This window comes from Streptomyces sp. NPDC001568, assembly GCF_042893755.1.
GTDB lineage: Bacteria > Actinomycetota > Actinomycetes > Streptomycetales > Streptomycetaceae > Streptomyces.
In genome coordinates this window covers 97,985-121,562 of sequence record NZ_JBIAVF010000001.1, presented here as the reverse complement: position 1 = coordinate 121,562, position 23,578 = coordinate 97,985, and the positions used below count along the sequence as shown (strand labels likewise).

Sequence of the window (23,578 nt, the reverse complement as noted above, 5' to 3'; positions counted from 1 at the left end):
ACTCCCCCGAGTGCGTCGGGCCCCCCATGGCCCCCCTCGACACGATACGACGCTCATGCCGCCCGCGTCCCGGGCCTGGCGAGGCTCGTCAGCCGAGCACCTGGAAGGTCTCGAACGCCGTGTTGCGCATCTGTGTGCATTCGGCGCCGTCCCACTGGTCCACGGCGCAGCTGATCATGATGGCGTAGCCGTGCTTCGCGTCCACCTTGAAGCCGCGGTTGAGGACCCTGACCTTGACGCCCTGCTGCTCGCGCTCGAACTCCCAGTCGGCGACGGTCGGGTAGCCGCGGTAGTCCACCTTGTCCAGGCGCAGGAGGCGGTAGCCCGTGCTGCTGCCGGCCACGGCGGGGGCGAGCTGGGCCCACGCGAGGCGGGCGTCGTCGCTCGGCTTGTCGCCGAAGTCCACCTGGATCCGCGGGAAGCCGCCGTCGCGGGTGTATATGCCGCCGGAGTTCTTCCCGGCGGTGGCCGTCTGGTGGAAGCCCTCGGGCATCGCCATCGAGAACCGGAACCGGGGTTCCGACACCATGGCGTATCCGGCGGGCAGCCCGCCGGGGCCGCCCGGGCCGGTGCCCTGCCCCTGGCCCTGACCCTGACCTTGGTTCTGACCTTGCCCCTGGCCCTGGCTTTGGCCTTGGTTCTGGCCCTGACCCTGACCGGGATCCGCGCTCGCGCCGCCGCCGGGGGTGGCGTCGGCCTGGCCCCCCTGTCCGGGAGTGCTCTGGTTCGGACTCGGGGCGGTGCCGCCCGCGCCCGCCCCGGCCGAAGCGCCGGGGGTCGGGGTTCCGGAGGACACCGGACCCGGGCCGCCCTCGCCCTTGCCCTGGTTCTTGCCGTCGCCCTCGTCGTCACCTCGGAGCGCGTACGCGATCAGCGAGCCGATCACGGCGAGGACCACGACGACGCCGGTTATCGCGAGCACGATCGTGCGGCGCGACATCACGTCGGTGAGGGACGCCGACACCGGAGCGGGCCGGTTCGGGGCCTTGGCCGCGGTCGCCGCTGCCGCGGTCGCCGCCGCCTCGGCGGCGGCGGCCTTGCGCGTCGACTTCAGCGCGGCGCGCGTCCGTTCGCGCTGTTCGCGCTCACGCCGGTCGCGTTCCTTCTTGGCGGCCTTCTCCGCGGCCTTCTCGGCCGCCTTCTCCGCCGCCTTGTCGGATGCCGCGTCCGCCATGGCCAGGGAGATCCGGCGCGTCTCCTCCACGGCCGGCACCGGCAGCGGCGCCGGCTCGGGCTCGGGTGCGTTGAGCACCGAGGCCAGCATCGTGCGGGCCTGCTCCTCGCCGAGGCGCAGGGCCGGGTCCTTCACCAGCAGTCCGTAGATGACCTCGGTCAGCGCAGGACCGGCATTCTTCGGCGGGTCGACCGCCTCGGTCATCACCGCGGTGAGGGTGGCGAGCGCGGAACCCTTGTCGTACGGGGGCACGCCCTCGACCGCCGCGTACAACAGGCCGCCGAGCGACCACATGTCGGCGGGCGGGCCCGGCTTCTGGCCACGGGCGCGCTCCGGCGAGATGTACGAGGGGGCGCCGACGAGCATGCCGGTGGAGGTGATGGACGGGTCGCCCTCGACCTGCGCGATGCCGAAGTCGGTCAGGACGACCCGACCGGTGCCGGCGATGAGCACGTTGGACGGCTTGACGTCACGGTGCAGGATCCCCTGCCGGTGCGCGGCGCTCAGTACGTCGAGCACCGCGAGGCCGACCTCGGCGGCGCGGCGCGGGGTGAGCGGGCCGTTCTCCCGGACGAACTCGGCGAGCGAGGAGCCCTCGACGAGCTCCATGACGATCCAGGGGCGGGCGTCCTCGTCGACCACGTCGAAGACGGTGACGGCGCCCGCGCTGCGGATGCGGGCGATCGCCTTGGCCTCGCGCAGGGTGCGCGTGATGAGGCGGCGCTTCTCGTCCTCGTCGACGCCGCTGCCGAAGCGGAGTTCCTTGACGGCGACGGTCCTGCCGAGGACCTCGTCCTCGGCACGCCACACGGTGCCCATGCCGCCCTTGCCGAGCACGGAGCCCAGCCGGTAGCGGCCGGCGAGCAGGCGACCCTGGTCCTTGCCGGTGCCCTGGCCGGTGCTCTGGCCGGGCGCCGGCGGGAAGGCGGTGGTCCGCACCGACCCGGTCGGCCGCCGCACCGCGTCGTCCAGGGGCTTCGCGCCGGACTTCACGTCCACGGCCTCGGCCTCGGCCTTGGCCTTGGCCGCAGCCGGCGCGTCGTCAGCGGGCCGCGACGCACTCGGCTTCGCCGCCCCGGCGGGCTTCGCGTCCGCGAGCTCGGCGACGGGCTCCGCGGAACTCGGCTTCGCGGCGGCGGGCTCCGCCGCGCTCTTGGCAAGCTTCGGCTTCGCCGCCCCTGCCGCCGCCGTGGGCTCGGCGTCCGTGGGCTCGGCGTCCGCGGGCGGGGCCGCAGCCGGCGCGTCGTCAGCGGGCCCGGACTCGGCCGGGCTCGACGTCGCGGACTCCGAATCGGCCTCGGTCGAGGTGACGTCGGCCGGCCGGGCGGCGGGCTTGGCGAAGTTCGGCTTCGTGGTTTTGGCGTCGGCGTCGGCGTCGGCCGGCCGGGCATCCGCCGGCTCCGCCGCGCCCGTGGCGACACCCGGCTTCGCGGCACCGGCATCGACCGACGCCGCGTCAGCGGGCTCGACAGCAGGAGCGGCGGACTCGTCCGGCACCTCGACAACCGGGGTGACATCCACCGGAGTCGGCGTCTTCGTCGGGGGTATGGACCCGCCGGATCCAGCCACGGGCGCCCCGCCCGTACCCGGCTCCGCGTCCGTCGCAGCCGCCCCGGCCGTACCTGGGTTTGCCGCCGCAGGGTCGACCTCGGCGCCACCGGGCTTCGCCCCACCGGCACCGCCACCGACCGCAGCCGCTCCCGGCTTCCCGTCCCCGACACCGGTCTTGGCGGCAGTCGGCTCCACGTCCTCGGCCCCGACCTCGGGCCCCGCAACGGCCGGCTCGGCCGGCTTCGGCTTCCGCGACGGCTTCGGCTTCGTCGCCCCCGGCGTGGCCGGTTTCCGACCCCCGGCTCCCGATCCGGATCGGGACCTCGGCGCGGGCACCGTCCTCGCGGCCTCGGGCTTCGCGTCCTGCGCGGCGGGCGCGCTCGTGGACGGCACCGCCGAAGACGCAGCCTCGTCCGCGCCATCCCGCTTCGCCGCAGGCGCCCCGGCAGGCGACTCGGTGTGCTCCGGCTTCGACATGCGTCCCCTCTGCGTTCGTGCAGCCTGCCCCGGCTGCCCCGGCAGCCGCCGGGGGGCACGATAACCCGCCCCGGCAGAAACCTCATTGTTGCTCACTCCGCAACGGACGGGCGCCCCGGGTCCGCGGTTCCGCCTTCCGCATCGCGGAGTTACAACGGAACGATGTCGGGCGCTCCCAGCCGCGCCGCGTCCGCCGTCTGGTCGTCGGGCTGACGCTGCGACTCCCGTTCCGCCTGCACCCGCTTCTCGTAGTGCTCCACTTCCTTCTCGATCTGCTGCTTGTCCCACCCCAGCACCGGAGCCATCAATTCCGCGCACTCCCGCGCGGACCGGGTCCCCCGGTCGAAGGTCTCGATGGAGATCCGGGTCCGCCGCGTCAGGACGTCGTCCAGGTGCCGCGCCCCCTCGTGCGAGGCCGCGTAGACGACCTCCGCCCGCAGGTAGTCGTCCGCCCCGGACACCGGCTCGCCGAGTCCGGGATCCTTCGCGATGAGGTCGAGCAGTTCCTCCGTCAGCGAGCCGTACCGGTTCAACAGGTGCTCGACCCGCACCACGTGAAGCCCCGTCCGGGCGGCCGTGCGGGCGCGGGCGTTCCACAGGGCCCGGTACCCCTCGGCCCCCACGAGCGGCACGTCCTCCGTGACGCAGTCCGCGACCCGTTGGTCCAGCCCGTGCACCGCCTCGTCGACAGCGTCCTTCGCCATGACCCGGTACGTCGTGTACTTGCCGCCCGCGACCACCACGAGCCCGGGCACCGGATGCGCCACCGTGTGCTCGCGCGAGAGCTTGCTCGTCGCGTCCGACTCCCCGGCCAGCAGCGGTCGCAGGCCCGCGTAGACGCCCTGGACGTCGTCGCGCGTCAGGGGCACGGCCAGGACCGAGTTGACGTGCTCCAGCAGGTAGTCGATGTCGGCGCTGGAGGCGGCCGGATGCGCCTTGTCGAGGTCCCAGTCCGTGTCCGTGGTGCCCACGATCCAGTGGCGGCCCCACGGGATCACGAACAGCACCGACTTCTCGGTCCGCAGGATCAGCCCGGTGCTCGAATGGATCCGGTCCTTCGGGACGACCAGATGGATGCCCTTCGAGGCCCGGACGTGGAACTGTCCGCGCTCACCGATCAGCGCCTGGGTGTCGTCCGTCCACACCCCGGTGGCGTTGACGACCTGCTTGGCGCGGATCTCGTACTCGGCGCCGCCCTCCACGTCCCGTACCCGCGCGCCGACGACCCGTTCGCCCTCGCGCAGGAACCCGACCACCCGCGCCCGGTTGGCGCAGTGCGCCCCGTACGCGGAGGCCGTCCGCACCAGCGTGGCGACGTAGCGCGCGTCGTCCATCTGGGCGTCGTAGTACTGCAGGGCTCCGACCAGGGCGTCCTTGCGCAGGGCGGGGGCGATGCGCAGCGCCCGCGTGCGGGACAGGTGGCGGTGCGTGGGCAGGCCGCGGCCGTGCCCGCTGGAGATGGACATGGCGTCGTAGAGGGCGACGCCCGAGCCCGCGTAGAAGCGCTCCCAGCCCTTGTGCTGGAGCGGGTAGAGGAACGGCACCGGCTTGACCAGGTGCGGGGCGAGCCGCTCCAGCAGCAGGCCGCGTTCCTTCAGGGCTTCCCGGACGAGGGCGAAGTCGAGCATCTCCAGGTAGCGCAGTCCGCCGTGGATGAGCTTGCTCGACCTGCTCGACGTGCCGGAGGCCCAGTCCCTCGCCTCCACCAGACCGGTGGACAGGCCCCTGGTCACGGCGTCCAGCGCGGTGCCGGCGCCGACCACGCCCGCGCCCACGACCAGGACGTCCAGTTCCCGTTCGGCCATCCGGGCGAGCGCTTCGGCCCGCTGTGCCGGTCCCAGTGTCGCTGTCCTCACGGCTGCCTCCCGTTGGTGCGGGCCGTACCCGCTCGGCGCGGGCGGTCCGCCCACGTCCCCCGTTCACGATTGTGACCGTCCGTTCCCACATCAGCCACCGCCTGTGGACAACACACGGCAACCGCCACCCCAGAATGCGACATTTCTGTCATATATACGCCTAGTCTGACATAGCGCCAGCTCCTGTCGGGCTCCGGACCTCCGTTGTCGACCGGACGAGGAAGCACCGCCCCCTCACGTCAGGGAAAGGGAAGGGACGGCCCCCCATGCCCGCAGATCTCGCCGTCATCGGACTCGGCCACCTCGGCCTCCCCCTCGCCCAGGCGGCCGTCGCCGCCGGAATCGAGACCGTCGGCTACGACAGCGGTCCGGCCACGGACAGCACCCTCACCGCCGCCGAGATCCGCCGCATGTCGGCGGCCGGCTTCCGCATCACCACCAATCCGGTCGAGCTCGGCCGGGTCCGTACGGCCGTCATCTGTGCCCCTACCCAGCTCGGCGCCGATCGTGCGCTCGATCTCTCGGCGGTCGGCGAGGCGGGCCGTACGCTGGCCGCCCGACTGCGCCCGCACACCACCGTGATCCTGGAATCCGCCGCCCACCCCGGCGTCACGGACGAATACCTGCGGCCGATCCTCGAAGAGGGCTCCGGACTGCGCGCCGGGCGCGACTTCCACCTGGCCTACTCCCCGAGCCGCCTGGACCCGGGCAACCGCACGCACGGCATCACCAACACTCCCAAGGTCATCGGCGGCCTCACCCCCGCCTGCACCGAGTCCGCGCACGCCTTCTACGCCCGCCTCACCGAGAAGGTCGTCCGCGCCCGCGGTCTGCGCGAGGCCGAGACCGTGCAGCTGTTGGAGACCAATTACCGGCACGTCAACATCGCCCTCATGAACGAGATGGCGGTCCTGTGCCACGACCTCGGCGTCGACCTGTGGGACGTCATCCGCTGCGCCGAGACGAAGCCCTACGGCTTCCAGGCCTTCCGCCCCGGCCCCGGCGTCGGCGGCCACGGCGTCCCCCTCGACCCCAATTACCTCCCCCACACCACCCGCACCCCCGGTCACCCCCTGCGCATGGTCGGCCTGGCGCAGGAGATCAACAACCGGATGCCGCAGTACGTCATCCAGCGCTCGGCCACCCTGCTGAACGAGCACGGCAAGTCCGCCCGCGGCGCCCGCGTCCTGCTCCTCGGGGTCACGTACAAGCAGGACCTCGCCGACCAGGAGGGCTCCCCGGCGCGCGAGATCGCCAGCCGGCTCATCGACCTCGGGGCCCTGATCAGCTACCACGACCCGTACATCACCGGCTGGCGGGTCCGGGACCGGCCCGTGCCCCGCGCGGAGTCGCTCTACGAGGCGGCCGCCGACGCCGACCTGACGATCCTGCTCCAGCACCACCGCACCTACGACCTCCAGGGCCTCGCCGTGAAGGCCCAGCTGCTCCTGGACACCCGCGGCGCCAGCCCGGCGGGGGCGGCCCACCGACTCTGAACCGGGCATTCCGCCGATCCGTTCGGATCACGGCCCGATCCCCATCCGGTCACGTCCCGCCCCGACACGGTCAGGCGAGTGAAATACCCCCGTGCGATGTCAGTGCTCCCTGTTAGCCTGCGGCGTCGCTTATCACGCGCTTATGACCGAAGGACCCACGCGCGTACGAATCCCTGGGGGGGGGATTTCCGAAATGACCCAGAGCTACCAGACGACCATGTCAGCATCCCGCGCCACCGCACCGACCGCCTCGACCGCCGCCACGCCGTTCCCGGCGGTCGTCGTACCGCGCGGCCCCGGCCTCGGCCTCGCCGCCGCCTTCGCCGCGGCCCTCTTCGGAGCCGGCGCCTACAGCGCCATCGGCTACTCCATCGACCGCCAGGCGAGCTGGGCGGCCGTCGCCGTCGGCCTGCTCGTCGGCCTCGCCGCGGGCAAGGCCGGCCGGCGCGGGTCACTGATGCCCGCCGCCGCCGCGGTCCTCACGCTCGGCGCCCTGTACCTGGGCCAGCTGCTCTTCATCGCGCTCGTCATCGCCGACGTCAACGCGGCCGGCCTGATCGAGGTCATCGGCGACCAAGGCCTCGGCGGCCTGGCCGGCATCCGGCAGAAATCTGCCGAGGTGACGGACCACGCCTTCCTGGTGATCGGCGCCGCCGTGGCCTTCGGAGCGGCCAAGAAGGCCGGCGGCTGACCCACCCACCGGTCCCTCACCGCGCTGAGCAGGCACTACGGGATCAGGACAGCCACCGAAACGGCTGCCGGCTCACCGCGGTGATGTGGCTGCTCGGCATCCCGGCGCTGGTCCTGGGCGGCCTGTCCGCCATCGTCACCCTCGCCCTGCTCTCCGACGGGACCGACGACCCCAGGCACTGGCTGGTCGTCGCCGCCCTCTGGATCGTCTCCGCGGTCTTCCTGATCCCCTGGGGCGTCTGCCTGCGCCGCCGCCACAACGGCCTGGGCCGACCCGCGCACGCCGGAGGGCCGGCACCCCGCTCGGGGTGCCGGCCCTCCGGTACGCGTGCGACCCGTGGGGTCAGCGGCGGTGCTGCGAGTCGGCGACGGTGACCTCGACCCGCTGGAACTCCTTGAGCTCGCTGTAGCCGGTGGTGGCCATCGAGCGACGCAGCGCGCCGAAGATGTTCATCGAGCCGTCCGGGGAGTGCGACGGGCCGGTGAGGATCTCCTCGGTGGTGCCGACCGTACCGAGGTCGACCTTCTTGCCGCGCGGCACGTCCTCGTGGACGGCCTCCATGCCCCAGTGGTGGCCCTTGCCGGGCGCGTCGGTGGCACGGGCCAGCGGGGAGCCCATCATCACGGCGTCGGCGCCGCAGGCGACGGCCTTCGGGATGTCGCCGGACCAGCCCACGCCGCCGTCGGCGATGACGTGCACGTAACGGCCGCCGGACTCGTCCATGTAGTCGCGGCGGGCCGCGGCCACGTCCGCGACGGCGGTCGCCATCGGGACCTGGATGCCGAGCACGTTGCGCGTGGTGTGCGCGGCGCCGCCGCCGAAGCCGACCAGGACGCCCGCCGCGCCGGTGCGCATCAGGTGCAGGGCCGCGGTGTAGGTGGCGCAGCCGCCCACGATGACCGGGACGTCGAGCTCGTAGATGAACTGCTTCAGGTTCAGCGGCTCGGCGGCGCCCGACACGTGCTCGGCGGAGACCGTGGTCCCGCGGATCACGAAGATGTCCACGCCCGCGTCGACGACGGCCTTGGAGAACTCGGCGGTGCGCTGCGGGGACAGCGCGGCGGCGGTGACGACGCCCGAGTCGCGCACCTCCTTGATGCGCTGCCGGATCAGGTCGGCCTGGATCGGAGCGGAGTAGATCTCCTGGAGGCGGCGGGTGGCCGTCTCCTCGTCCAGCCCGGCGATCTCGTCGAGCAGCGGCTGCGGGTCCTCGTGGCGGGTCCACAGTCCTTCGAGGTTCAGCACGCCGAGGCCGCCGAGCTCGCCGATGCGGATCGCGGTCTGCGGGGAGACGACCGAGTCCATGGGGGCGGCCAGGAACGGGAGCTCGAAGCGGTACGCGTCGATCTGCCAGGCGATCGAGACCTCCTTCGGGTCCCGGGTACGCCGGCTCGGGACGATGGCGATGTCGTCGAACGCGTACGCCCTGCGGCCGCGCTTGCCGCGCCCGATCTCGATCTCAGTCACGTGTGGTGGCCTTTCCTGTGGGTCTGCCCGTCCAGTATCCCCGACGGGCGCGGGACTGCGTTTCGGTGACCGCTGTACGGACGTACGCGGCCTGCCCGGGCACGGCGAAGGGGCGGACCCGGCGCTCCGCCGGGTCCGCCCCTCACCTCACGCGATTCAGCCCTTGCGGCTGTAGTTCGGCGCTTCGACCGTCATCTGGATGTCGTGCGGGTGGCTCTCCTTGAGGCCCGCCGAGGTGATCCGGACGAACCGGCCCCGGTCCTGGAGCTCGGGAACGGTGCGCCCGCCGACGTAGAACATCGACTGGCGCAGACCGCCGACGAGCTGGTGCACGACCGCGGACAGCGGGCCGCGATAGGGGACCTGGCCCTCGATGCCCTCGGGGATCAGCTTGTCGTCGCCGCCGACCCCTTCCTGGAAGTAGCGGTCCTTGGAGAAGGACTTGCGGTCGCCTCGGGACTGCATCGCGCCGAGCGAGCCCATGCCGCGGTAGGACTTGAACTGCTTGCCGTTGATGAACAGCAGCTCGCCCGGGGACTCCTCGCAGCCCGCGAGGAGCGAGCCGAGCATCACCGTGTCGGCGCCCGCGACGAGCGCCTTGGCGATGTCGCCGGAGTACTGCAGGCCGCCGTCACCGATGACGGGGACGCCCGCGGCCTTGGCGGCCAGCGAGGCCTCGTAGATCGCGGTGACCTGCGGGACGCCGATGCCGGCGACGACGCGGGTGGTGCAGATGGAGCCGGGGCCGACGCCGACCTTGATGCCGTCGCAGCCGGCGTCGATCAGGGCCTGGGCGCCGTCACGGGTGGCGATGTTGCCGCCGATGACGTCCACCGAGGAGTTCGACTTGATCTTGGAGACCATGTCGCCGACGAGACGCGAGTGACCGTGCGCGGTGTCGACGACGATGAAGTCGGCGCCCGCCTCGATCAGCGCCTGGGCCCGCTCGTACGCGTCGCCCGCGACGCCGACGGCCGCGCCGACCAGCAGGCGGCCGTCCTTGTCCTTGGCGGCGTTCGGGTACTTCTCGGCCTTGACGAAGTCCTTGACCGTGATGAGGCCCTTGAGGGTGCCCGCGTCGTCGACCAGCGGAAGCTTCTCGATCTTGTGGCGGCGCAGCAGCTCCATGGCGTCGACGCCGGAGATGCCGACCTTGCCGGTGACCAGCGGCATCGGGGTCATGACCTCGCGCACCTGACGGCTGCGGTCCGACTCGAAGGCCATGTCGCGGTTGGTGACGATGCCCAGCAGCTTGCCCGCCGGGTCGGTGACCGGGACGCCGGAGATCCGGAACTTGGCGCAGAGTTCGTCGGCCTCGCGCAGCGTGGCGTCCGGGTGCACGGTGATCGGGTCGGTGACCATGCCGGACTCGGAGCGCTTGACCAGGTCGACCTGGTTCGCCTGATCGGCGATCGACAGGTTGCGGTGCAGGACGCCGACGCCACCCTGGCGGGCCATCGCGATGGCCATGCGGGCCTCGGTGACCTTGTCCATGGCGGCCGACAGCAGCGGGACGTTCACCCGGACGTTCCGCGAGATCAGGGAAGAGGTGTCGATCGCGTCAGGCGACATGTCCGACGCGCCCGGCAGCAGCAGCACGTCGTCGTAGGTCAGTCCGAGCGTGGCGAATTTGTCGGGTACTCCAGTCGAACCGCTGTCAGTCATGACACCTTCCCAAATGGTCTTGCCCAGCGCGGATGTCCATGCTAACGGGATCCCGCAGCGTCTCATTCCACGACCAAGACCAAGCAGAAGTTTCGTCGTTTCCTACGATGAAATCGACGAGATCGAGCCACTCGAAGCCGACGGGCCGGACCCGCTCGTCCCGCCGAACGGACTCACTGCTCGGCGAGCGCCCTGAGCCTGCTGAGCGCGCGGTGTTGCGCGACGCGCACCGCACCCGGTGACATCCCGAGCATCTGCCCGGTCTCCTCGGCCGTCAGCCCGACGGCGACCCGCAGGACGAGCAGCTCGCGCTGGTTCTCGGGCAGGTTGGCGAGCAGCTTCTTCGCCCAGGCGGCGTCACTGCTGAGCAGGGCGCGCTCCTCGGGCCCGAGCGAGTCGTCCGGCCGCTCCGGCATCTCGTCCGAGGGCACGGCCGTACTGCCGGGGTGACGCATCGCGGCCCGCTGGAGGTCGGCGACCTTGTGCGCGGCGATCGCGAACACGAACGCCTCGAAGGGGCGACCGGTGTCCCGGTACCGGGGAAGCGCCATCAGCACCGCGACGCACACCTCCTGCGCCAGGTCCTCCACGAAGTGACGAGCGTCACCCGGGAGCCTCGACAGGCGGGTGCGGCAGTAGCGGATGGCGAGGGGGTGCACGAAGGCCAGCAGGTCGTGCGTGGCCTGTTCGTCACCGTCGACGGCCCGCCGCACGAGCGCGCTGACGGCCCCGGTACCGCCGCTCTTGGCGGCGCCGTTCGGGCCGGTGGCCGCGGGTGACCCCAGGGCCTCGTCGTCGCGCATCAATCCATGGTGCCTTGGCGTCGGAGGATTCGCGGCACCGCGGTCCGTGTTGTGCGTCGAAGCGTTATGCGGAGCGTTGGGAGCGGGTGCGCCGGAAGTCATCTCCTGCACCCTCCCCTCCGCTCGGCCCGGATCTTCCCCGAGGACTGCACGTCTCCAAGAATGCGGCACACCTCAAGCATGCGGCATCGCGCCCGAAGCGACACGTCCCCTTGATTGTGCCCCGCCAATCCCCGGGCGTGCACCGGGTTCGGCGGGACACGGGCAGCACGCGGCGCCGCGGTCGCGGGGGACACCCGCGGGGGCGCCGCCCGAAGGGCTACCGGGAGGTACCGCCCCGTCCGCCGGTGGCGGACGGGACCGCTCGCGGCGGCCGACCCCGGGACCCCTCGGTCAGCGGACGAGGCCCCAGCGGAACCCGAGCGCCACGGCGTGCGCCCGGTCGGAGGCGCCCAGCTTCTTGAACAACCGGCGGGCGTGGGTCTTGACCGTGTCCTCGGAGAGGAAGAGCTCGCGCCCGATCTCCGCGTTGGACCGGCCGTGGCTCATGCCCTCCAGCACCTGGATCTCGCGTGCGGTGAGGGTGGGCGCCGCACCCATCTCCGCCGAGCGCAGCCGGCGCGGGGCCAGCCTCCAGGTCGGGTCGGCGAGGGCCTGGGTGACCGTGGCCCGCAGTTCGGCGCGCGAGGCGTCCTTGTGCAGGTAACCCCGGGCGCCGGCGGCGACGGCGAGCGCCACGCCGTCCAGGTCCTCCGCGACCGTCAGCATGATGATGCGGGCGCCGGGGTCGGCCGAGAGGAGCCGGCGGACCGTCTCGACACCGCCGAGACCGGGCATCCGGACATCCATCAGGATGAGGTCGGATCGGTCGGCACCCCAGCGGCGGAGGACTTCCTCACCGTTGGCCGCCGTCGTCACACGCTCGACGCCGGGCACGGTGGCAACCGCGCGACGGAGCGCCTCTCGGGCAAGCGGGGAATCGTCGCAGACGAGGACGGATGTCATGACCGCCCTCCGCAGCTGCTGATGCGCGTCACCTTGAGCCTCCAGGCTGGTACGTATCGTCACCTGTGCGGTCGATGTCCCCGGACACCTGTCCGAGAACTTCTTGGTTCAACCGCCTTCGCACTCTCAACGATGGTCACTCGAAAGAGTTACGGGTCGGACGGACACCTTCAGCACCCTACGTGAGGAAGCGATCACGTTGGTGGAGGCGCGTGCCGGGCGTCCTCCATCTGGAGCTATGCCCTATTTGGCGGCTTTCCTTCCGTTTGGCACATGTCTGAGGCTAGATTCCCAATGAGTCATATTTACATCTACTCCGACAGTAGGTGTGGAGACATGGACCGTATCCGCCTCAGTACCGGCACCAAGAGGACTACCAATGGCAGATTTCTCCCGCCTCCCCGGACCGAACGCCGACCTGTGGGACTGGCAGCTGCTCGCCGCCTGCCGCGGGGTCGACAGCTCCCTGTTCTTCCATCCGGAAGGCGAGCGGGGCGCGGCCAGGAGCGCGCGCGAGGCCTCGGCTAAAGAGGTCTGCATGAGATGCCCGGTGCGTGCGGAATGCGCCGCGCACGCACTCGCCGTCCGCGAGCCCTACGGGGTGTGGGGCGGCCTGACCGAGGACGAACGCGAGGAGCTGATGGGCCGCGCACGGCACCGCCTGATCCCGGCATCCAGTGCGATCGGACCGATCGCGCCGCACTGACCCGCACGCCGAAGCGACCGAAGGAACCGAAGGAACGTTTCCTCGGATCCGTCGACCCGTCCCACGGGTCCGACGGGCCACCGGGGTCGGGGCGTCACGCGTTCGGCCGTACCGCCGTACGGTCAGCGCGTGGCGGCCCGCGCCAGTTCGCCCAGGGTCGCCGCCACGGCCGGCACCCGCGCGAGGTCCGGCAGCGTCAGGGCCACGACCTCGCGCTCGACGGCCGGCTCCACGGCCAGGGTGCTGACGCCCTTGGCCCGTACGGACTCCACCGCGAGCTCCGGCAGCACGGCGACGCCGAGCCCCGCGCCGACCAGGCCGACCACGGCCGGGTAGTCGTCGGTGGCGAAGTCGATGCGCGGGGTGAAGCCGACGCCCTCGCAGACCTCCACGAGGTGCCGGCGGCAGCGCGGACAGCCCGCGATCCAGGGCTCGTCCGCCAGCTCCGCCATGCCCACCCGTTCCGCGCCCGCCAGCCGGTGCCCCTCCGGGACCAGCCCGACGAGGCGGTCGGTGAGCAGGGGCGTGACGACGAGGTCCTCCCATTCGGACGCCGGACCGGCCGCCGCGCCGTAGCGGAACGCCAGCGCCAGGTCGCAGTCGCCCTCGCGCAACATCTCGACGGAGCGCGGGGGTTCGGCCTCGACCAGCGAGATCCGGGTGCCGGGGTGCGCGGCGCGCATGGCCGCGAGCGCGGTCGGCACCAACGTGGAGCTGCCGCTGGGGAAGGACACGAGGCGGACCCGGCCGGCGCGCAGGCCCGCGATGGCCGCGACCTCCTCCTCGGCGGCGGTCAGTCCGGCCAGGATCCCGGCCGCGTGCCGCACCAGGGCCTCGCCCGCCTGCGTCAGGCGCATCTCGCGGCCCGTACGGATCAGCAGCGGAGTTCCCGCGGACTGTTCGAGGGCCTTCATCTGCTGGGAGACGGCGGGCTGGGTGCAGCCGAGTTCGCGCGCGGCGGCGGAGAAGGAGCCGGTCCCGGCGACGGCGCGCAGGACCCGGAGATGACGTGCCTCTATCACCCCTTGAGCATAAGCCCGACTTTGACCGCGACGCCCGTACCGGGGTGTTGCTTTGGGCACGCCCGGTCGGCCGTGGCGGCATCCACCCCGCGCGGGCACGGTCGGTAGCCGATCGCGGGACGGCCCGAACACCGGCCCCGCCCCGCGGGACACCCCCTGACCCGGGCGGCTAGGTTGCGCCTATGACGACTGCGCTGATTACGGGATCCACGGCGGGCATCGGCGCCGCCTTCGCCCGCCGACTCGCCTCCCAGGGGCACAACCTCGTGCTGGTGGCACGGGACACCGAGCGACTGGCCGAGCAGGCCACCGAGCTGCACGACCGGCACGGGATCGAGGCCGAGGTACTGGCCGCGGACCTCTCCACCGAGGAAGGCATCGCGGCCGTCGAGACCCGCCTGGAGGACCGTACGCACCCGGTGGACCTGCTGGTCAACAACGCCGGTTTCGGCAACAAGGGGCGCTACCTCGAAGTGTCCATGGCCGACGAGCTGACCATGATCAAGGTGCACATCGAGGCGGTGCTGCGGCTGACCTCGGCGGCCACCGCGTCGATGCGCTCGCGCGGTCGCGGCGGGGTCATCAACGTGGCCTCGGTGGCGGCCTTCGTGCCGCGCGGGACCTACGGCGCCAGCAAGGCCTGGGTCGTGCAGTTCACCCAGGGGGCGGCCAAGGACCTGGCGGGTTCGGGGGTGCGGCTGATGGCCCTGTGCCCGGGCTTCGTGCGGACCGAGTTCCACGAGCGGGCCGGCATGGGCACGGACAACATCCCCGGCTGGCTGTGGTTGGACGCCGACAAGCTGGTGGCCGCGGCGCTGGCCGACCTGGCCCGCGGCAGGACCGTGTCGATCCCGGACCCGCGCTACAAGGCGCTCATGGGCGTGGTGAAGCTGACGCCGCGCGGGCTGCTCGGCGGGGTGTCGTCGCGCACGGGGCGCAAGTACGGGCCGCAGTAGTCCGTACGACCCGTTTGGGCGGCACATAAACCCGCCGAACGGGTGAAATCTCCTTAAACTGGACGTATCCCGATCCGGCCTGGGAGGCGACGCGATGACATTCGTACAGGTGATCGACTACGAGACCAGACGGTTCGCCGAGATGAACGCGCTGATCGACCGCTGGGCGGAGCAGAGCAGCGGTCGGCGCACCGCCACGCGCGCGATGCTCGGTCAGGACCGGGAGGCGCGGAACCACTACGTGGACATGGTGGAGTTCTCCTCGTACGAGGAGGCCATGACGAACTCCCACCTCCCCGAGACCGAGCGCATGTTCCAGGAGATGGTGTCCCTCTGCGAGGGCATGCCGACGTTCATGAACCTCGACGTGGTCCGCGACGAGCACCTCAACAAGCAGCTCGTGGAGCGGGTGTTCCAGGACGCCGTCATGGGCGGGGACATGAGCGTCCTCGACGAGTGCTTCGCGGCGAACTACATCGACCACGACATCAGCAAGGAGGAGTCCACCGTCATCGGACGGGAGGGCATGCGGTCGGACATCGAAACCTGGCGCGGAGCCTTCGACATGGTCTTCGAACCGACGGCCCGGCTGGCCGAGGGCGATCTGGTCACCACGCTGTGGAACTGGCGCGGCACCCACGACAAGGGCCCGTTCATGGGGGTCGCACCGACCGGGAAGACGTACGAGATGTCCGGGAGCACCACGTTCCGGTGCGTGGGCGGCGAGATCGTCGAGGGGTGGTGGCACTACAACCCGGGAGCCCTGCAACGGCAGATGGGCGGATCGGGTACCCCGTACGGGTCCTGAACCCGCACACGGGGAAGGCCCCGTCCCGCGGCTGCGGGACGGGGCCTTCTCGGCGCGGTGCGTGCGATCAGTGGCTGTGGCCGTGACCGTGGCCGTGACCGGCGTCGCCCTCTTCCTCGGCCGGCTTCTCGACGACCAGGGTCTCGGTCGTGAGCAGCAGCGAGGCGATGGAGGCGGCGTTCTCCAGCGCGGAACGGGTGACCTTGACCGGGTCGATGACGCCGGCCTTGACCAGGTCGCCGTACTCGCCGGTGGCGGCGTTGAAGCCCTGGCCCTTGTCGAGCTCGGCGACCTTCGAGGTGATGACGTAACCCTCGAGGCCGGCGTTCTCGGCGATCCAGCGCAGCGGCTCGACGGCGGCGCGGCGCACGACGGAGACGCCGGTGCCCTCGTCGCCGGTCAGGCCGAGGTTGCCCTCCAGGACCTTGACGGCGTGGACGAGCGCGGAGCCACCGCCGGAGACGATGCCCTCCTCGACCGCGGCGCGGGTCGCCGAGATGGCGTCCTCGAGGCGGTGCTTCTTCTCCTTGAGCTCCACCTCGGTGGCGGCGCCGACCTTGATGACGCAGACGCCACCGGCGAGCTTCGCCAGGCGCTCCTGCAGCTTCTCGCGGTCCCAGTCCGAGTCGGTCGACTCGATCTCGGCCTTGATCTGGTTGACGCGGCCCGCGACGTCGGCGGAGTTGCCGCCGCCGTCGACGATGGTCGTGTCGTCCTTGGAGACGGTCACGCGGCGCGCGGAGCCCAGGATGTCCAGACCGGCCTGGTCGAGCTTGAGGCCGACCTCCTCGGCGATGACGGTCGCACCGGTGAGGGTGGCGATGTCCTGGAGCATGGCCTTGCGGCGGTCGCCGAAGCCGGGGGCCTTGACGGCGACCGCGTTGAAGGTGCCGCGGATCTTGTTGACGACGAGGGTGGAGAGCGCCTCGCCCTCGACGTCCTCGGCGATGATCAGCAGCGGCTTGGAGGCGCCGGCCTGGATGACCTTCTCCAGCAGCGGCAGCAGGTCCTGGATCGAGGAGATCTTGCCCTGGTGGATCAGGATGTACGGGTCATCGAGGATGGCCTCCATACGCTCCTGGTCGGACACCATGTACGGCGACAGGTAGCCCTTGTCGAAGGCCATGCCCTCGGTGAACTCGAGCTCCAGGCCGAAGGCGTTGGACTCCTCGACGGTGATGACACCGTCCTTGCCGACCTTGTCCATCGCCTCGGCGATGAGCTCGCCGACCTGCGAGTCCTGCGCGGAGAGCGCGGCCACGGCGGCGATGTCGGACTTGTCCTCGATCGGGCGGGCGGTCGCGAGGAGCTCCTCGGACACGGCCTTGACCGCGGCGTCGATGCCCTTCTTCAGGGCGGCCGGGGAAGCACCCGCGGCGACGTTGCGCAGACCCTCGCGCACCAGCGCCTGGGCCAGCACGGTGGCGGTGGTGGTGCCGTCACCCGCGATGTCGTTGGTCTTGGTCGCCACCTCCTTCACGAGCTGCGCGCCCAGGTTCTCGTACGGGTCGTCCAGCTCGACCTCGCGGGCGATGGTGACACCGTCGTTGGTGATGGTGGGCGCGCCGAACTTCTTGTCGATGACGACGTTGCGGCCCTTGGGGCCGATCGTCACCTTGACCGTGTCGGCAAGCTTGTTGACGCCGCGCTCGAGGGCGCGACGGGCGTCCTCGTCAAACTTCAGAATCTTCGGCATGGGAGCGGTTCCGCCCTCTCGTTGCGATCCTCGGCCGCTCACCGCGACCGCATGGAAACGAACTACGCCCCTCGCCGCCCGGCATCAGCAGGGTGACCAGGGGCGTAGCTCACAGCAAAACTGGAGAAGTGATTACTTCTCGACGATCGCGAGAACGTCGCGAGCCGAGAGGACGAGGTACTCCTCGCCGTTGTACTTCACTTCGGTGCCGCCGTACTTGGAGTACAGGACGACGTCGCCGACGGTGACGTCGAGCGGAAGACGGTTGCCGTCCTCGAAGCGACCGGGACCGACGGCAAGGACGACGCCCTCCTGGGGCTTCTCCTTCGCGGTGTCCGGAATGACCAGGCCAGAGGCCGTGGTCTGCTCGGCGTCGAGCGGCTGGACCACAATGCGGTCCTCGAGCGGCTTGATGGCAACCTTGGAGCTGGTGGTCGTCACGATCCGACCTCCCCCTTCGGAGATCCGGGGTTAACTGTCTGAGGTGGCGACCAGGTCGATCCGTCGTCGCGGGTGCCGGACCAGCCTGTCGCTGTGTTGGCACTCACCAGTGGCGAGTGCCAGGTGCGACACTATTCCGGCGATTAGCACTCGGTCAAGCGGAGTGCCAACACGCGCCGGCCGAGCCGCGCGGATCCGGCCGCCCGGAAGGCGTGTTGGGGCCTGGTCACAGGCGTTCCCGAGGGTGCGCGGCCCCGATTTTTTTCCGTGTCCCCGCAGGTCGAGGACACCTATGATCGCGATCATGAACACCTCAACGGGGGCAGGGCGGCGCCGCACGGCGGGCGGCATCGGCTTCGGACGTCTGTACTCGACCGCCATCTCCATCGCCGGAACGGTGATCCTGCTCTACTTCGTCATCCCCCGGATGACCACCCAGCTGACCGGCGTCGAGGGCTCCTTCACCGCCGTGTCCTGCACCCCGTACGAGTCCCGCCGCGACAGCGACAGCGTGATGTGCAGCGGCGGCTTCACCGCCGGGGACGGATCCTTCTCCCTCGCCCGGGTCTCCGTGGACACCACCTTCGACGCCCCGCCGACCTCCCCCGTCGCGGCCGTCGTCAGCGGGCCCGACGCCACCGAGGCCGTCTCCGCCGAGCGCCGGGCCTGGGTCCTGCCGGGCGCCACCGGGCTGCTCTGCCTCGCCGTCGCCGTCTGGAACGTCCGCTCCATCGCGCGCACCGTCCGCGCCTCCCGGGCGGGGTCGGGTACCACCGCCGCGGCCGGGCCGGCCACGGCCTGAAGGGCATTCACGTCCGGTATGTGACGCTTGAGCGGTGCGCATCCTGGTGGTCGAAGACGAAGAGAACCTGGCCGAATCCCTCCGGCAGGGCCTGTCCGCCGACGGCCACCGCGTCGAGGTGGCCCACGACGGGCACCGCGGCCTCGACCTGGCCCGCACCGGCGGGCCGTACGACGTCGTGGTCCTGGACCTGATGCTCCCGGGCCTCGGCGGCCACGAGATCTGCACCCGGATGCGCGCCCACGGCGACCCCACCCCCGTCCTGATGCTGACGGCCCGGGACGGGGAACGCGACGAGGCCGAGGGGCTCGACGCCGGCGCCGACGACTACCTGACCAAACCGTTCTCCTTCGTCGTGCTCGGCGCCCGCCTGCGGGCCCTCGCCCGGCGGGCCGCCTCCCCCGAACCCACCGTGCTCCGGGTCGGGGACCTCGTCCTCGACCCGCAGGACCGGCGCTGCCGGCGCGGCACCCGGGACATCGAACTGACCGCCCGCGAACTGGGCGTCCTCGCCTGCCTGATGGAACGGCCCGGTCGGGCCGTCGCCAAACAGGACATCCTCGACGAGGTCTGGGACGCACCGCACGCCATCGATCCGAACATCGTGGAGGTGTACGTCTCCTCCCTGCGCAAGAAGATCGACGCGCCCTTCGGCCGCCGCTCCATCCTCACCGTCCACGGCACCGGCTACCGGATGGCGCCCGACGGTGGTTAGCAGCCTGCGGGCCCGTACCGCCCTGGCCGCGGCCCTCGCCATGACCGCGGTCCTGGCCGTCGGCGGGCTGTGGCTGCACGCCGTCCTGCGCGCCAACCTCCTCGACAACACCACCGGCCGCACCGAGCTCGCCGCCCGGAAGGCCGCCGCCCAGTTCGACGCCCGCGCCCTGTCCCCCGGCGGGCGGTTGCCCGCGCCCGAGGGCGGGGTCGACCTGGTCCTGGTCCGGGACGCGGCCGGGCGGACGGTCGCCGCGAGCGGCGACCCCCGGGACGCCCCGGACTTCGGCGCGCTCCTGCCCGGCCCCGGCCCCGGCGACGACTCCCGCTCGACGGTCCTGCCCCCGGCCCACCCCGACGGCCAGCGCCGCGCGGTGGTGGTGGTCGCGACGCCGGGGGCGGCGGGCGGCGGCGGGGCTGTCGGGGCTGTCGGGGAGCGTGGTCCGTACGCCGTGTACGCGATGACCGTGCTCGGCGACGTGGACGACGCCACCCGTGCCATCGCCGCCGGCCTGCTCGCCGGCGCGCCCCCGCTCGTCGCCTTCGCCGCAGCCCTGGCCTGGTGGGTCACCGGCCACGCCCTGCGCCCCGTCACCGCGATCCGTACCGGGCTGGCCACCGTCACCGCGAGCGAGCTGGACCGGCGGGTGCCCGACCCGGGCGGCGCGGACGAGATCGCCCGGCTGGCCCGGACCGTCAACGACACCCTCGACCGGCTGGAACGCTCCGACGCGCGGCAGCGGCAGTTCACCGCCGACGCCTCCCACGAGCTGCGCAACCCGCTCGCCGCCGTCCGCTCCCGGCTGGAGGTGGCGCTGGCCATGGAGCGGCCCGACCGGGCATCGGTGGCCGCCGCGCTGGCCGACACCGAACGGCTCCAGCGGATCGCCGCCGATCTGCTGCTGCTCGCCCGCCTCGACGGCGGCCCGGCGCCGCGCCCCGAGCCCGTCGACCTCGCCCTGCTGGCCGCCGAGGACGCGGCCCGCCGGCCCGCGCCCCGGGTCCCGCTGCGGCTGGAGGCAGCCGCGCCCGTGGCGGCGTACGGGGATCCGGCCCGGCTGGAACGGGCCCTGGCGAACCTGGTGGACAACGCCCTGCGCCATGCCGCCGGCGGGGTCGTCGTACGGGCGCGGACCTGCGGCGACTGGGCGGAGCTGGAGGTGCTGGACGACGGTCCGGGCATCCCGGACGCGGACCGGTCCCGCGTCTTCGAGCGGTTCGTCCGGCTGGACGCCGACCGGGGCCGGGCCGCCGGCGGAACCGGCCTGGGCCTGGCCATCACCCGGGAGATCGCCCGGGCGCACGGCGGCGACGTACGCGCCCTCCCCGCGCGCGACGGGGGCGCGCGGCTCCGACTGCGGATCCCGGGGGCGGGGGCGAGGGCCGGCCCGGAGGCGGGCGGCTGATCCCGGCCGGTTGTCCCGGCCGGTTGTCCCGGCCGGTTGTCCCGGCCGGTTGTCGCGGGCGGTTGTCGTGGACGGCTGTCGCGGGCGACTGTGCCGGCCGGTGGTCGCCGCCCTCAGGATTCCTTCAGCGGGCGTGCGTCAGCATCGGTGGGCATGAGCGCGCAACGGAGGAAGACCAGCCGCCGCCGCAGGCCCTCGCCGCGCCGGATCGGCCGCACGCTGCTGATCACCGGCTGCGTGCTGACGGCGGTGGCGGGCGGCACCGCCTGGTACGTCTACCGGGACCTGGTGTCGAGCATCGGCAGCTCCAAGGCCCTGGAGGGCGCCGAGAAGTCGGCGCACGGGGACGTGAACGTCCTGCTCATGGGGCTGGACAGCCGGCGCGACCAGAACGGCGACCCGCTGCCGGACGAGGTGCTCGACAAGCTGCACGCGGGCAGTTCCGACATCGGCGGCTACAACGCGAACACCATGATCCTGCTGCACGTGCCCGCCGACGGCAGCGGGGCGAAGGCCTTCTCGATCCCCCGCGACGACTTCGTCGCGATACCCGGCCACGGCCAGGACAAGATCAAGAAGGCGTACGGGCTGGCGAAGGCCGCCAAGGAGGACCAGCTGTCGGCGCAGGGCGTCAAGGACCGGCGACAGCTGGAGCAGGAGGGCCGCGAGGCGGGGCGCCGGGCGCAGATCGACACCGTACGGAACTTCCTGGGCGTGCCGGTCGATCACTTCGCGGAACTGAACCTGGCCGGGTTCTACCACCTCGCGGACGCCCTGGACGGGGTCCCGGTGTGCCTGAACAAGCCGGTCAAGGACCGTTGGTCGGGGGCGGACTTCCCGGCGGGCCGGCAGCAACTGGACGGCCGGCAGTCACTGGCCTTCGTACGCCAGCGGCACGGCCTGGAGAGGGGCGACCTCGACCGGACGAAGCGGCAGCAGGCCTTCCTGGCGGGGGCCACCCAGAAACTGAACTCGGCGGGGACCTTCACCGATCCGGTGAAGCTGGTCAAACTGATCGACACGGCGAAGAAGGACGTCGTGACGGACTCCGGGTGGGACCTGCTGTCGTTCGTGAAGCAGGCGAAGAACCTGTCCGGGGGCAAAGTGCAATTCACGACACTCCCCATCGAAGGGTTCGGAAGGAACCATGGGGAGGACATCAACGTCGTAGATGATATGAAGATAAAGCGCCTCATAGCCGAGCAGATCGGTCCCCGGACCACTGCGCATCCCAGTGCACCGGGTGCGCCTGCGCCGTCTTCATCCCCGTCCTCCGCGTCACCCCCACAGCAGGAGTCACCGCAGCCGCAGGAGTCACCGCAGCCGCAGGAGTCACCGCAGCCGCAGAAGGGCAGCATCGACGGCGGCGGCGTCCCGTGCGTGGACTGAGGCCCCGCACGTCGGCGGGGCCCCGCCGACGCACCGAAGCGCTGCTGCTCGTCCTCGTCGTCGTCATCGCCGTCTTCGGCCACGTGAGCGCCGGCCTCGCCATGAACGGCGAGCTGCCGCAGCACCTGACCAGCTTCGTGATCAGCATGAGCCTGCTGTCCCTCGTCGGGCACCTGGGCATCCGGCGGTTCGCCGCGTACGCGGATCCCCTGGTCTTCCCGCTGGCCATGCTGCTGACGGGGCTCGGGCTCGTACTCATCCACCGGCTCGACCAGGGGTACATCGAGCGGTACAACTCGGACGCGAACGCGCCGGGCCAGCTGATGTGGACGGTGGTCGGCGTCGCCGCCTGTCTGCTCGTCGTGGCGCTGCTGCGCGACCACCGGCTGCTGCAACGGTTCATCTACATCACGATGGCCGTCTCGCTGGTGCTGCTGATCGCGCCGGCGTTCTTCGGCGCGGACACGTACGGCGCGAAGCGGTGGATCAAGCTGTTCGGCTTCTCGCTCCAGCCCGGCGAGTTCGTGAAGATCATGATCGCGGTCTTCTTCGCGGGCTACCTGGTCGTCCACCGCGACTCGCTCGCGCTGACCGGCCGAAAGTTCCTCGGCATGCGGCTGCCCCCCATGCGCCAGCTCGGTCCGATCATCACCGTGTGGATCCTGTCCATGCTGGTCCTGGTCTTCGAACGCGACCTGGGCACCTCGCTGATCTTCTTCGGGGTCTTCGTGGTCATGCTGTACGTCGCCACCGAACGCACCAGCTGGATCGTGTGCGGCCTGGTCATGGCGTCCGTGGGCGCCTTCGTGGTCGGATCGACCGAGCCCCACGTGAAGGCCCGCGTGGCGGCCTGGCTGAACCCGCTGTCGTACTACTGGGAGTTCCGGCCGCCGGGCGTCACCTCGGACCAGTCCGCCCAGGCCCTGTTCAGCTTCGGCACGGGCGGCATCTCGGGCACCGGCCTCGGCCTGGGCCACCCCGAACTGATCGCGTTCGCCGGCCGCAGCGACTTCATCCTGACGACGGTGGGCGAGGAACTCGGCCTGGCCGGCGTCATGGCCGTGATCCTGCTCTACGCACTCCTCGTACAGCGCGGGTTGCGGATGGCACTGGCGGCGCGGGACCCGTTCGGGAAGCTCCTGGCGGTGGGCCTGGCCGCGGCGCTGGCGCTCCAGGTGTTCGTGGTCGCCGGCGGCGTCACGGGCCTCATCCCCCTGACCGGCAAGGCCCTCCCCTTCCTCGCGAAGGGCGGCTCGTCCCTGCTGGCCAACTGGATCATGATCGCCCTGCTGCTCCGCATCAGCGACAGCGCCGAACGCCAACGCGAAGCGGACATCCACGACCCGGCGGAAACGACGATCACCCCGATGGTGGGGGTGGGAGCCGGGGCCGGGGCGGGGCGGGGGTAGGGCGGGGTCGGGGGTGGGCGGGGTGCCCGTGATCCGGATCAGGG

At 71.8% G+C, this 23,578-nt stretch carries 20 protein-coding genes; 11 read left to right on the top strand and 9 right to left on the bottom strand.

Features of this window, described 5'->3' with window-relative positions:
* Nucleotides 1–88: 88 nt before the first annotated feature.
* Nucleotides 89–2,695: a serine/threonine-protein kinase gene (locus ACFY0I_RS00650; RefSeq protein WP_388888173.1), complete on the bottom strand. Its 2,607-nt coding sequence runs from the start codon at nucleotides 2,693–2,695 to the stop codon at nucleotides 89–91.
* Between the two features lie 656 nt (nucleotides 2,696–3,351).
* Complete coding sequence (locus ACFY0I_RS00645) at nucleotides 3,352–5,058, bottom strand: glycerol-3-phosphate dehydrogenase/oxidase (RefSeq protein ID WP_388888171.1); 1,707 nt, start codon at nucleotides 5,056–5,058, stop codon at nucleotides 3,352–3,354.
* A gap of 266 nt (nucleotides 5,059–5,324) precedes the next feature.
* On the opposite strand from ACFY0I_RS00645, the gene ACFY0I_RS00640 reads away from it, so the two are divergent.
* The 3 genes from ACFY0I_RS00640 to ACFY0I_RS00630 all read left to right on the top strand — a co-directional run bounded on the left by ACFY0I_RS00640 (nucleotide 5,325) and on the right by ACFY0I_RS00630 (nucleotide 7,619).
* Entirely contained in the window at nucleotides 5,325–6,554 is a 1,230-nt protein-coding gene (locus tag ACFY0I_RS00640) for a nucleotide sugar dehydrogenase (protein ID WP_388888169.1), read from the top strand.
* A gap of 193 nt (nucleotides 6,555–6,747) precedes the next feature.
* Entirely contained in the window at nucleotides 6,748–7,245 is a 498-nt protein-coding gene (locus tag ACFY0I_RS00635; protein ID WP_388888167.1) for a hypothetical protein, read from the top strand.
* 80 nt (nucleotides 7,246–7,325) lie between these two features.
* Nucleotides 7,326–7,619 (top strand): hypothetical protein, encoded by a 294-nt coding sequence (locus ACFY0I_RS00630; protein ID WP_388888164.1) that lies wholly within the window; start codon nucleotides 7,326–7,328, stop codon nucleotides 7,617–7,619.
* On the opposite strand, the gene ACFY0I_RS00625 is transcribed toward ACFY0I_RS00630, so the two are convergent.
* The 4 genes from ACFY0I_RS00625 to ACFY0I_RS00610 all read right to left on the bottom strand — a co-directional run bounded on the left by ACFY0I_RS00625 (nucleotide 7,588) and on the right by ACFY0I_RS00610 (nucleotide 12,185).
* Nucleotides 7,588–8,712 carry a GuaB3 family IMP dehydrogenase-related protein gene (locus ACFY0I_RS00625; protein WP_388888161.1) on the bottom strand — a complete coding sequence of 375 codons (1,125 nt, stop codon included), beginning with the start codon at nucleotides 8,710–8,712 and terminating at the stop codon, nucleotides 7,588–7,590. The two genes, ACFY0I_RS00630 and ACFY0I_RS00625, sit on opposite strands and share 32 nt — an antisense overlap.
* Nucleotides 8,713–8,868: 156 nt before the next feature.
* Nucleotides 8,869–10,377, bottom strand: a complete 1,509-nt coding sequence (gene guaB, locus ACFY0I_RS00620; RefSeq protein ID WP_388888158.1) for an IMP dehydrogenase — start codon at nucleotides 10,375–10,377, stop codon at nucleotides 8,869–8,871.
* A gap of 173 nt (nucleotides 10,378–10,550) precedes the next feature.
* Entirely contained in the window at nucleotides 10,551–11,180 is a 630-nt protein-coding gene (locus tag ACFY0I_RS00615; RefSeq protein ID WP_362881873.1) for a sigma-70 family RNA polymerase sigma factor, read from the bottom strand.
* A 393-nt stretch (nucleotides 11,181–11,573) separates the two neighbouring features.
* Nucleotides 11,574–12,185 carry a response regulator transcription factor gene (locus ACFY0I_RS00610; RefSeq protein ID WP_003948568.1) on the bottom strand — a complete coding sequence of 204 codons (612 nt, stop codon included), beginning with the start codon at nucleotides 12,183–12,185 and terminating at the stop codon, nucleotides 11,574–11,576.
* Nucleotides 12,186–12,564: 379 nt separating this feature from the next.
* Here ACFY0I_RS00610 and ACFY0I_RS00605 point away from each other — a divergent pair, with 379 nt between their 5' ends.
* Nucleotides 12,565–12,891 (top strand): WhiB family transcriptional regulator, encoded by a 327-nt coding sequence (locus tag ACFY0I_RS00605; protein WP_031145825.1) that lies wholly within the window; start codon nucleotides 12,565–12,567, stop codon nucleotides 12,889–12,891.
* A gap of 122 nt (nucleotides 12,892–13,013) precedes the next feature.
* Here ACFY0I_RS00605 and ACFY0I_RS00600 read toward each other — a convergent pair whose 3' ends face one another.
* Nucleotides 13,014–13,913 carry a LysR family transcriptional regulator gene (locus ACFY0I_RS00600; RefSeq protein WP_383989143.1) on the bottom strand — a complete coding sequence of 300 codons (900 nt, stop codon included), beginning with the start codon at nucleotides 13,911–13,913 and terminating at the stop codon, nucleotides 13,014–13,016.
* Between the two features lie 182 nt (nucleotides 13,914–14,095).
* On the opposite strand from ACFY0I_RS00600, the gene ACFY0I_RS00595 reads away from it, so the two are divergent.
* Together ACFY0I_RS00595 and ACFY0I_RS00590 are read left to right on the top strand one after the other, a co-directional pair.
* A complete protein-coding gene (locus ACFY0I_RS00595) occupies nucleotides 14,096–14,869 on the top strand; it encodes an SDR family NAD(P)-dependent oxidoreductase (RefSeq protein ID WP_388888154.1) in 774 nt (257 codons plus the stop codon).
* A 94-nt stretch (nucleotides 14,870–14,963) separates the two neighbouring features.
* A complete protein-coding gene (locus ACFY0I_RS00590) occupies nucleotides 14,964–15,677 on the top strand; it encodes an ester cyclase (protein WP_388888152.1) in 714 nt (237 codons plus the stop codon).
* Nucleotides 15,678–15,744: 67 nt separating this feature from the next.
* On the opposite strand, the gene groL is transcribed toward ACFY0I_RS00590, so the two are convergent.
* Together groL and groES are read right to left on the bottom strand one after the other, a co-directional pair.
* Nucleotides 15,745–17,373, bottom strand: coding sequence for a chaperonin GroEL (groL, locus tag ACFY0I_RS00585; protein WP_388888149.1), 1,629 nt, complete (start codon nucleotides 17,371–17,373; stop codon nucleotides 15,745–15,747).
* Between the two features lie 132 nt (nucleotides 17,374–17,505).
* Nucleotides 17,506–17,814 carry a co-chaperone GroES gene (gene groES, locus ACFY0I_RS00580; RefSeq protein WP_055418319.1) on the bottom strand — a complete coding sequence of 103 codons (309 nt, stop codon included), beginning with the start codon at nucleotides 17,812–17,814 and terminating at the stop codon, nucleotides 17,506–17,508.
* A gap of 304 nt (nucleotides 17,815–18,118) precedes the next feature.
* Here groES and ACFY0I_RS00575 point away from each other — a divergent pair, with 304 nt between their 5' ends.
* The 5 genes from ACFY0I_RS00575 (at nucleotide 18,119) to ACFY0I_RS00555 (ending at nucleotide 23,534) form a co-directional block, all read left to right on the top strand.
* On the top strand, nucleotides 18,119–18,616 hold the full coding sequence (locus tag ACFY0I_RS00575; protein WP_388888146.1) for a hypothetical protein: 498 nt from the start codon (nucleotides 18,119–18,121) through the stop codon (nucleotides 18,614–18,616).
* 34 nt (nucleotides 18,617–18,650) lie between these two features.
* Entirely contained in the window at nucleotides 18,651–19,331 is a 681-nt protein-coding gene (locus ACFY0I_RS00570; RefSeq protein WP_388888143.1) for a response regulator transcription factor, read from the top strand.
* Complete coding sequence (locus tag ACFY0I_RS00565) at nucleotides 19,324–20,736, top strand: sensor histidine kinase (protein ID WP_388888141.1); 1,413 nt, start codon at nucleotides 19,324–19,326, stop codon at nucleotides 20,734–20,736. Before ACFY0I_RS00570 ends, ACFY0I_RS00565 begins: the two co-directional genes overlap by 8 nt.
* A 153-nt stretch (nucleotides 20,737–20,889) precedes the next feature.
* Nucleotides 20,890–22,125 (top strand): LCP family protein, encoded by a 1,236-nt coding sequence (locus tag ACFY0I_RS00560; RefSeq protein ID WP_388888138.1) that lies wholly within the window; start codon nucleotides 20,890–20,892, stop codon nucleotides 22,123–22,125.
* On the top strand, nucleotides 22,113–23,534 hold the full coding sequence (locus ACFY0I_RS00555; RefSeq protein WP_388888135.1) for an FtsW/RodA/SpoVE family cell cycle protein: 1,422 nt from the start codon (nucleotides 22,113–22,115) through the stop codon (nucleotides 23,532–23,534). The genes ACFY0I_RS00560 and ACFY0I_RS00555 overlap by 13 nt, the downstream gene beginning before the upstream one ends.
* The last annotated feature ends 44 nt before the right edge of the window (nucleotides 23,535–23,578 follow it).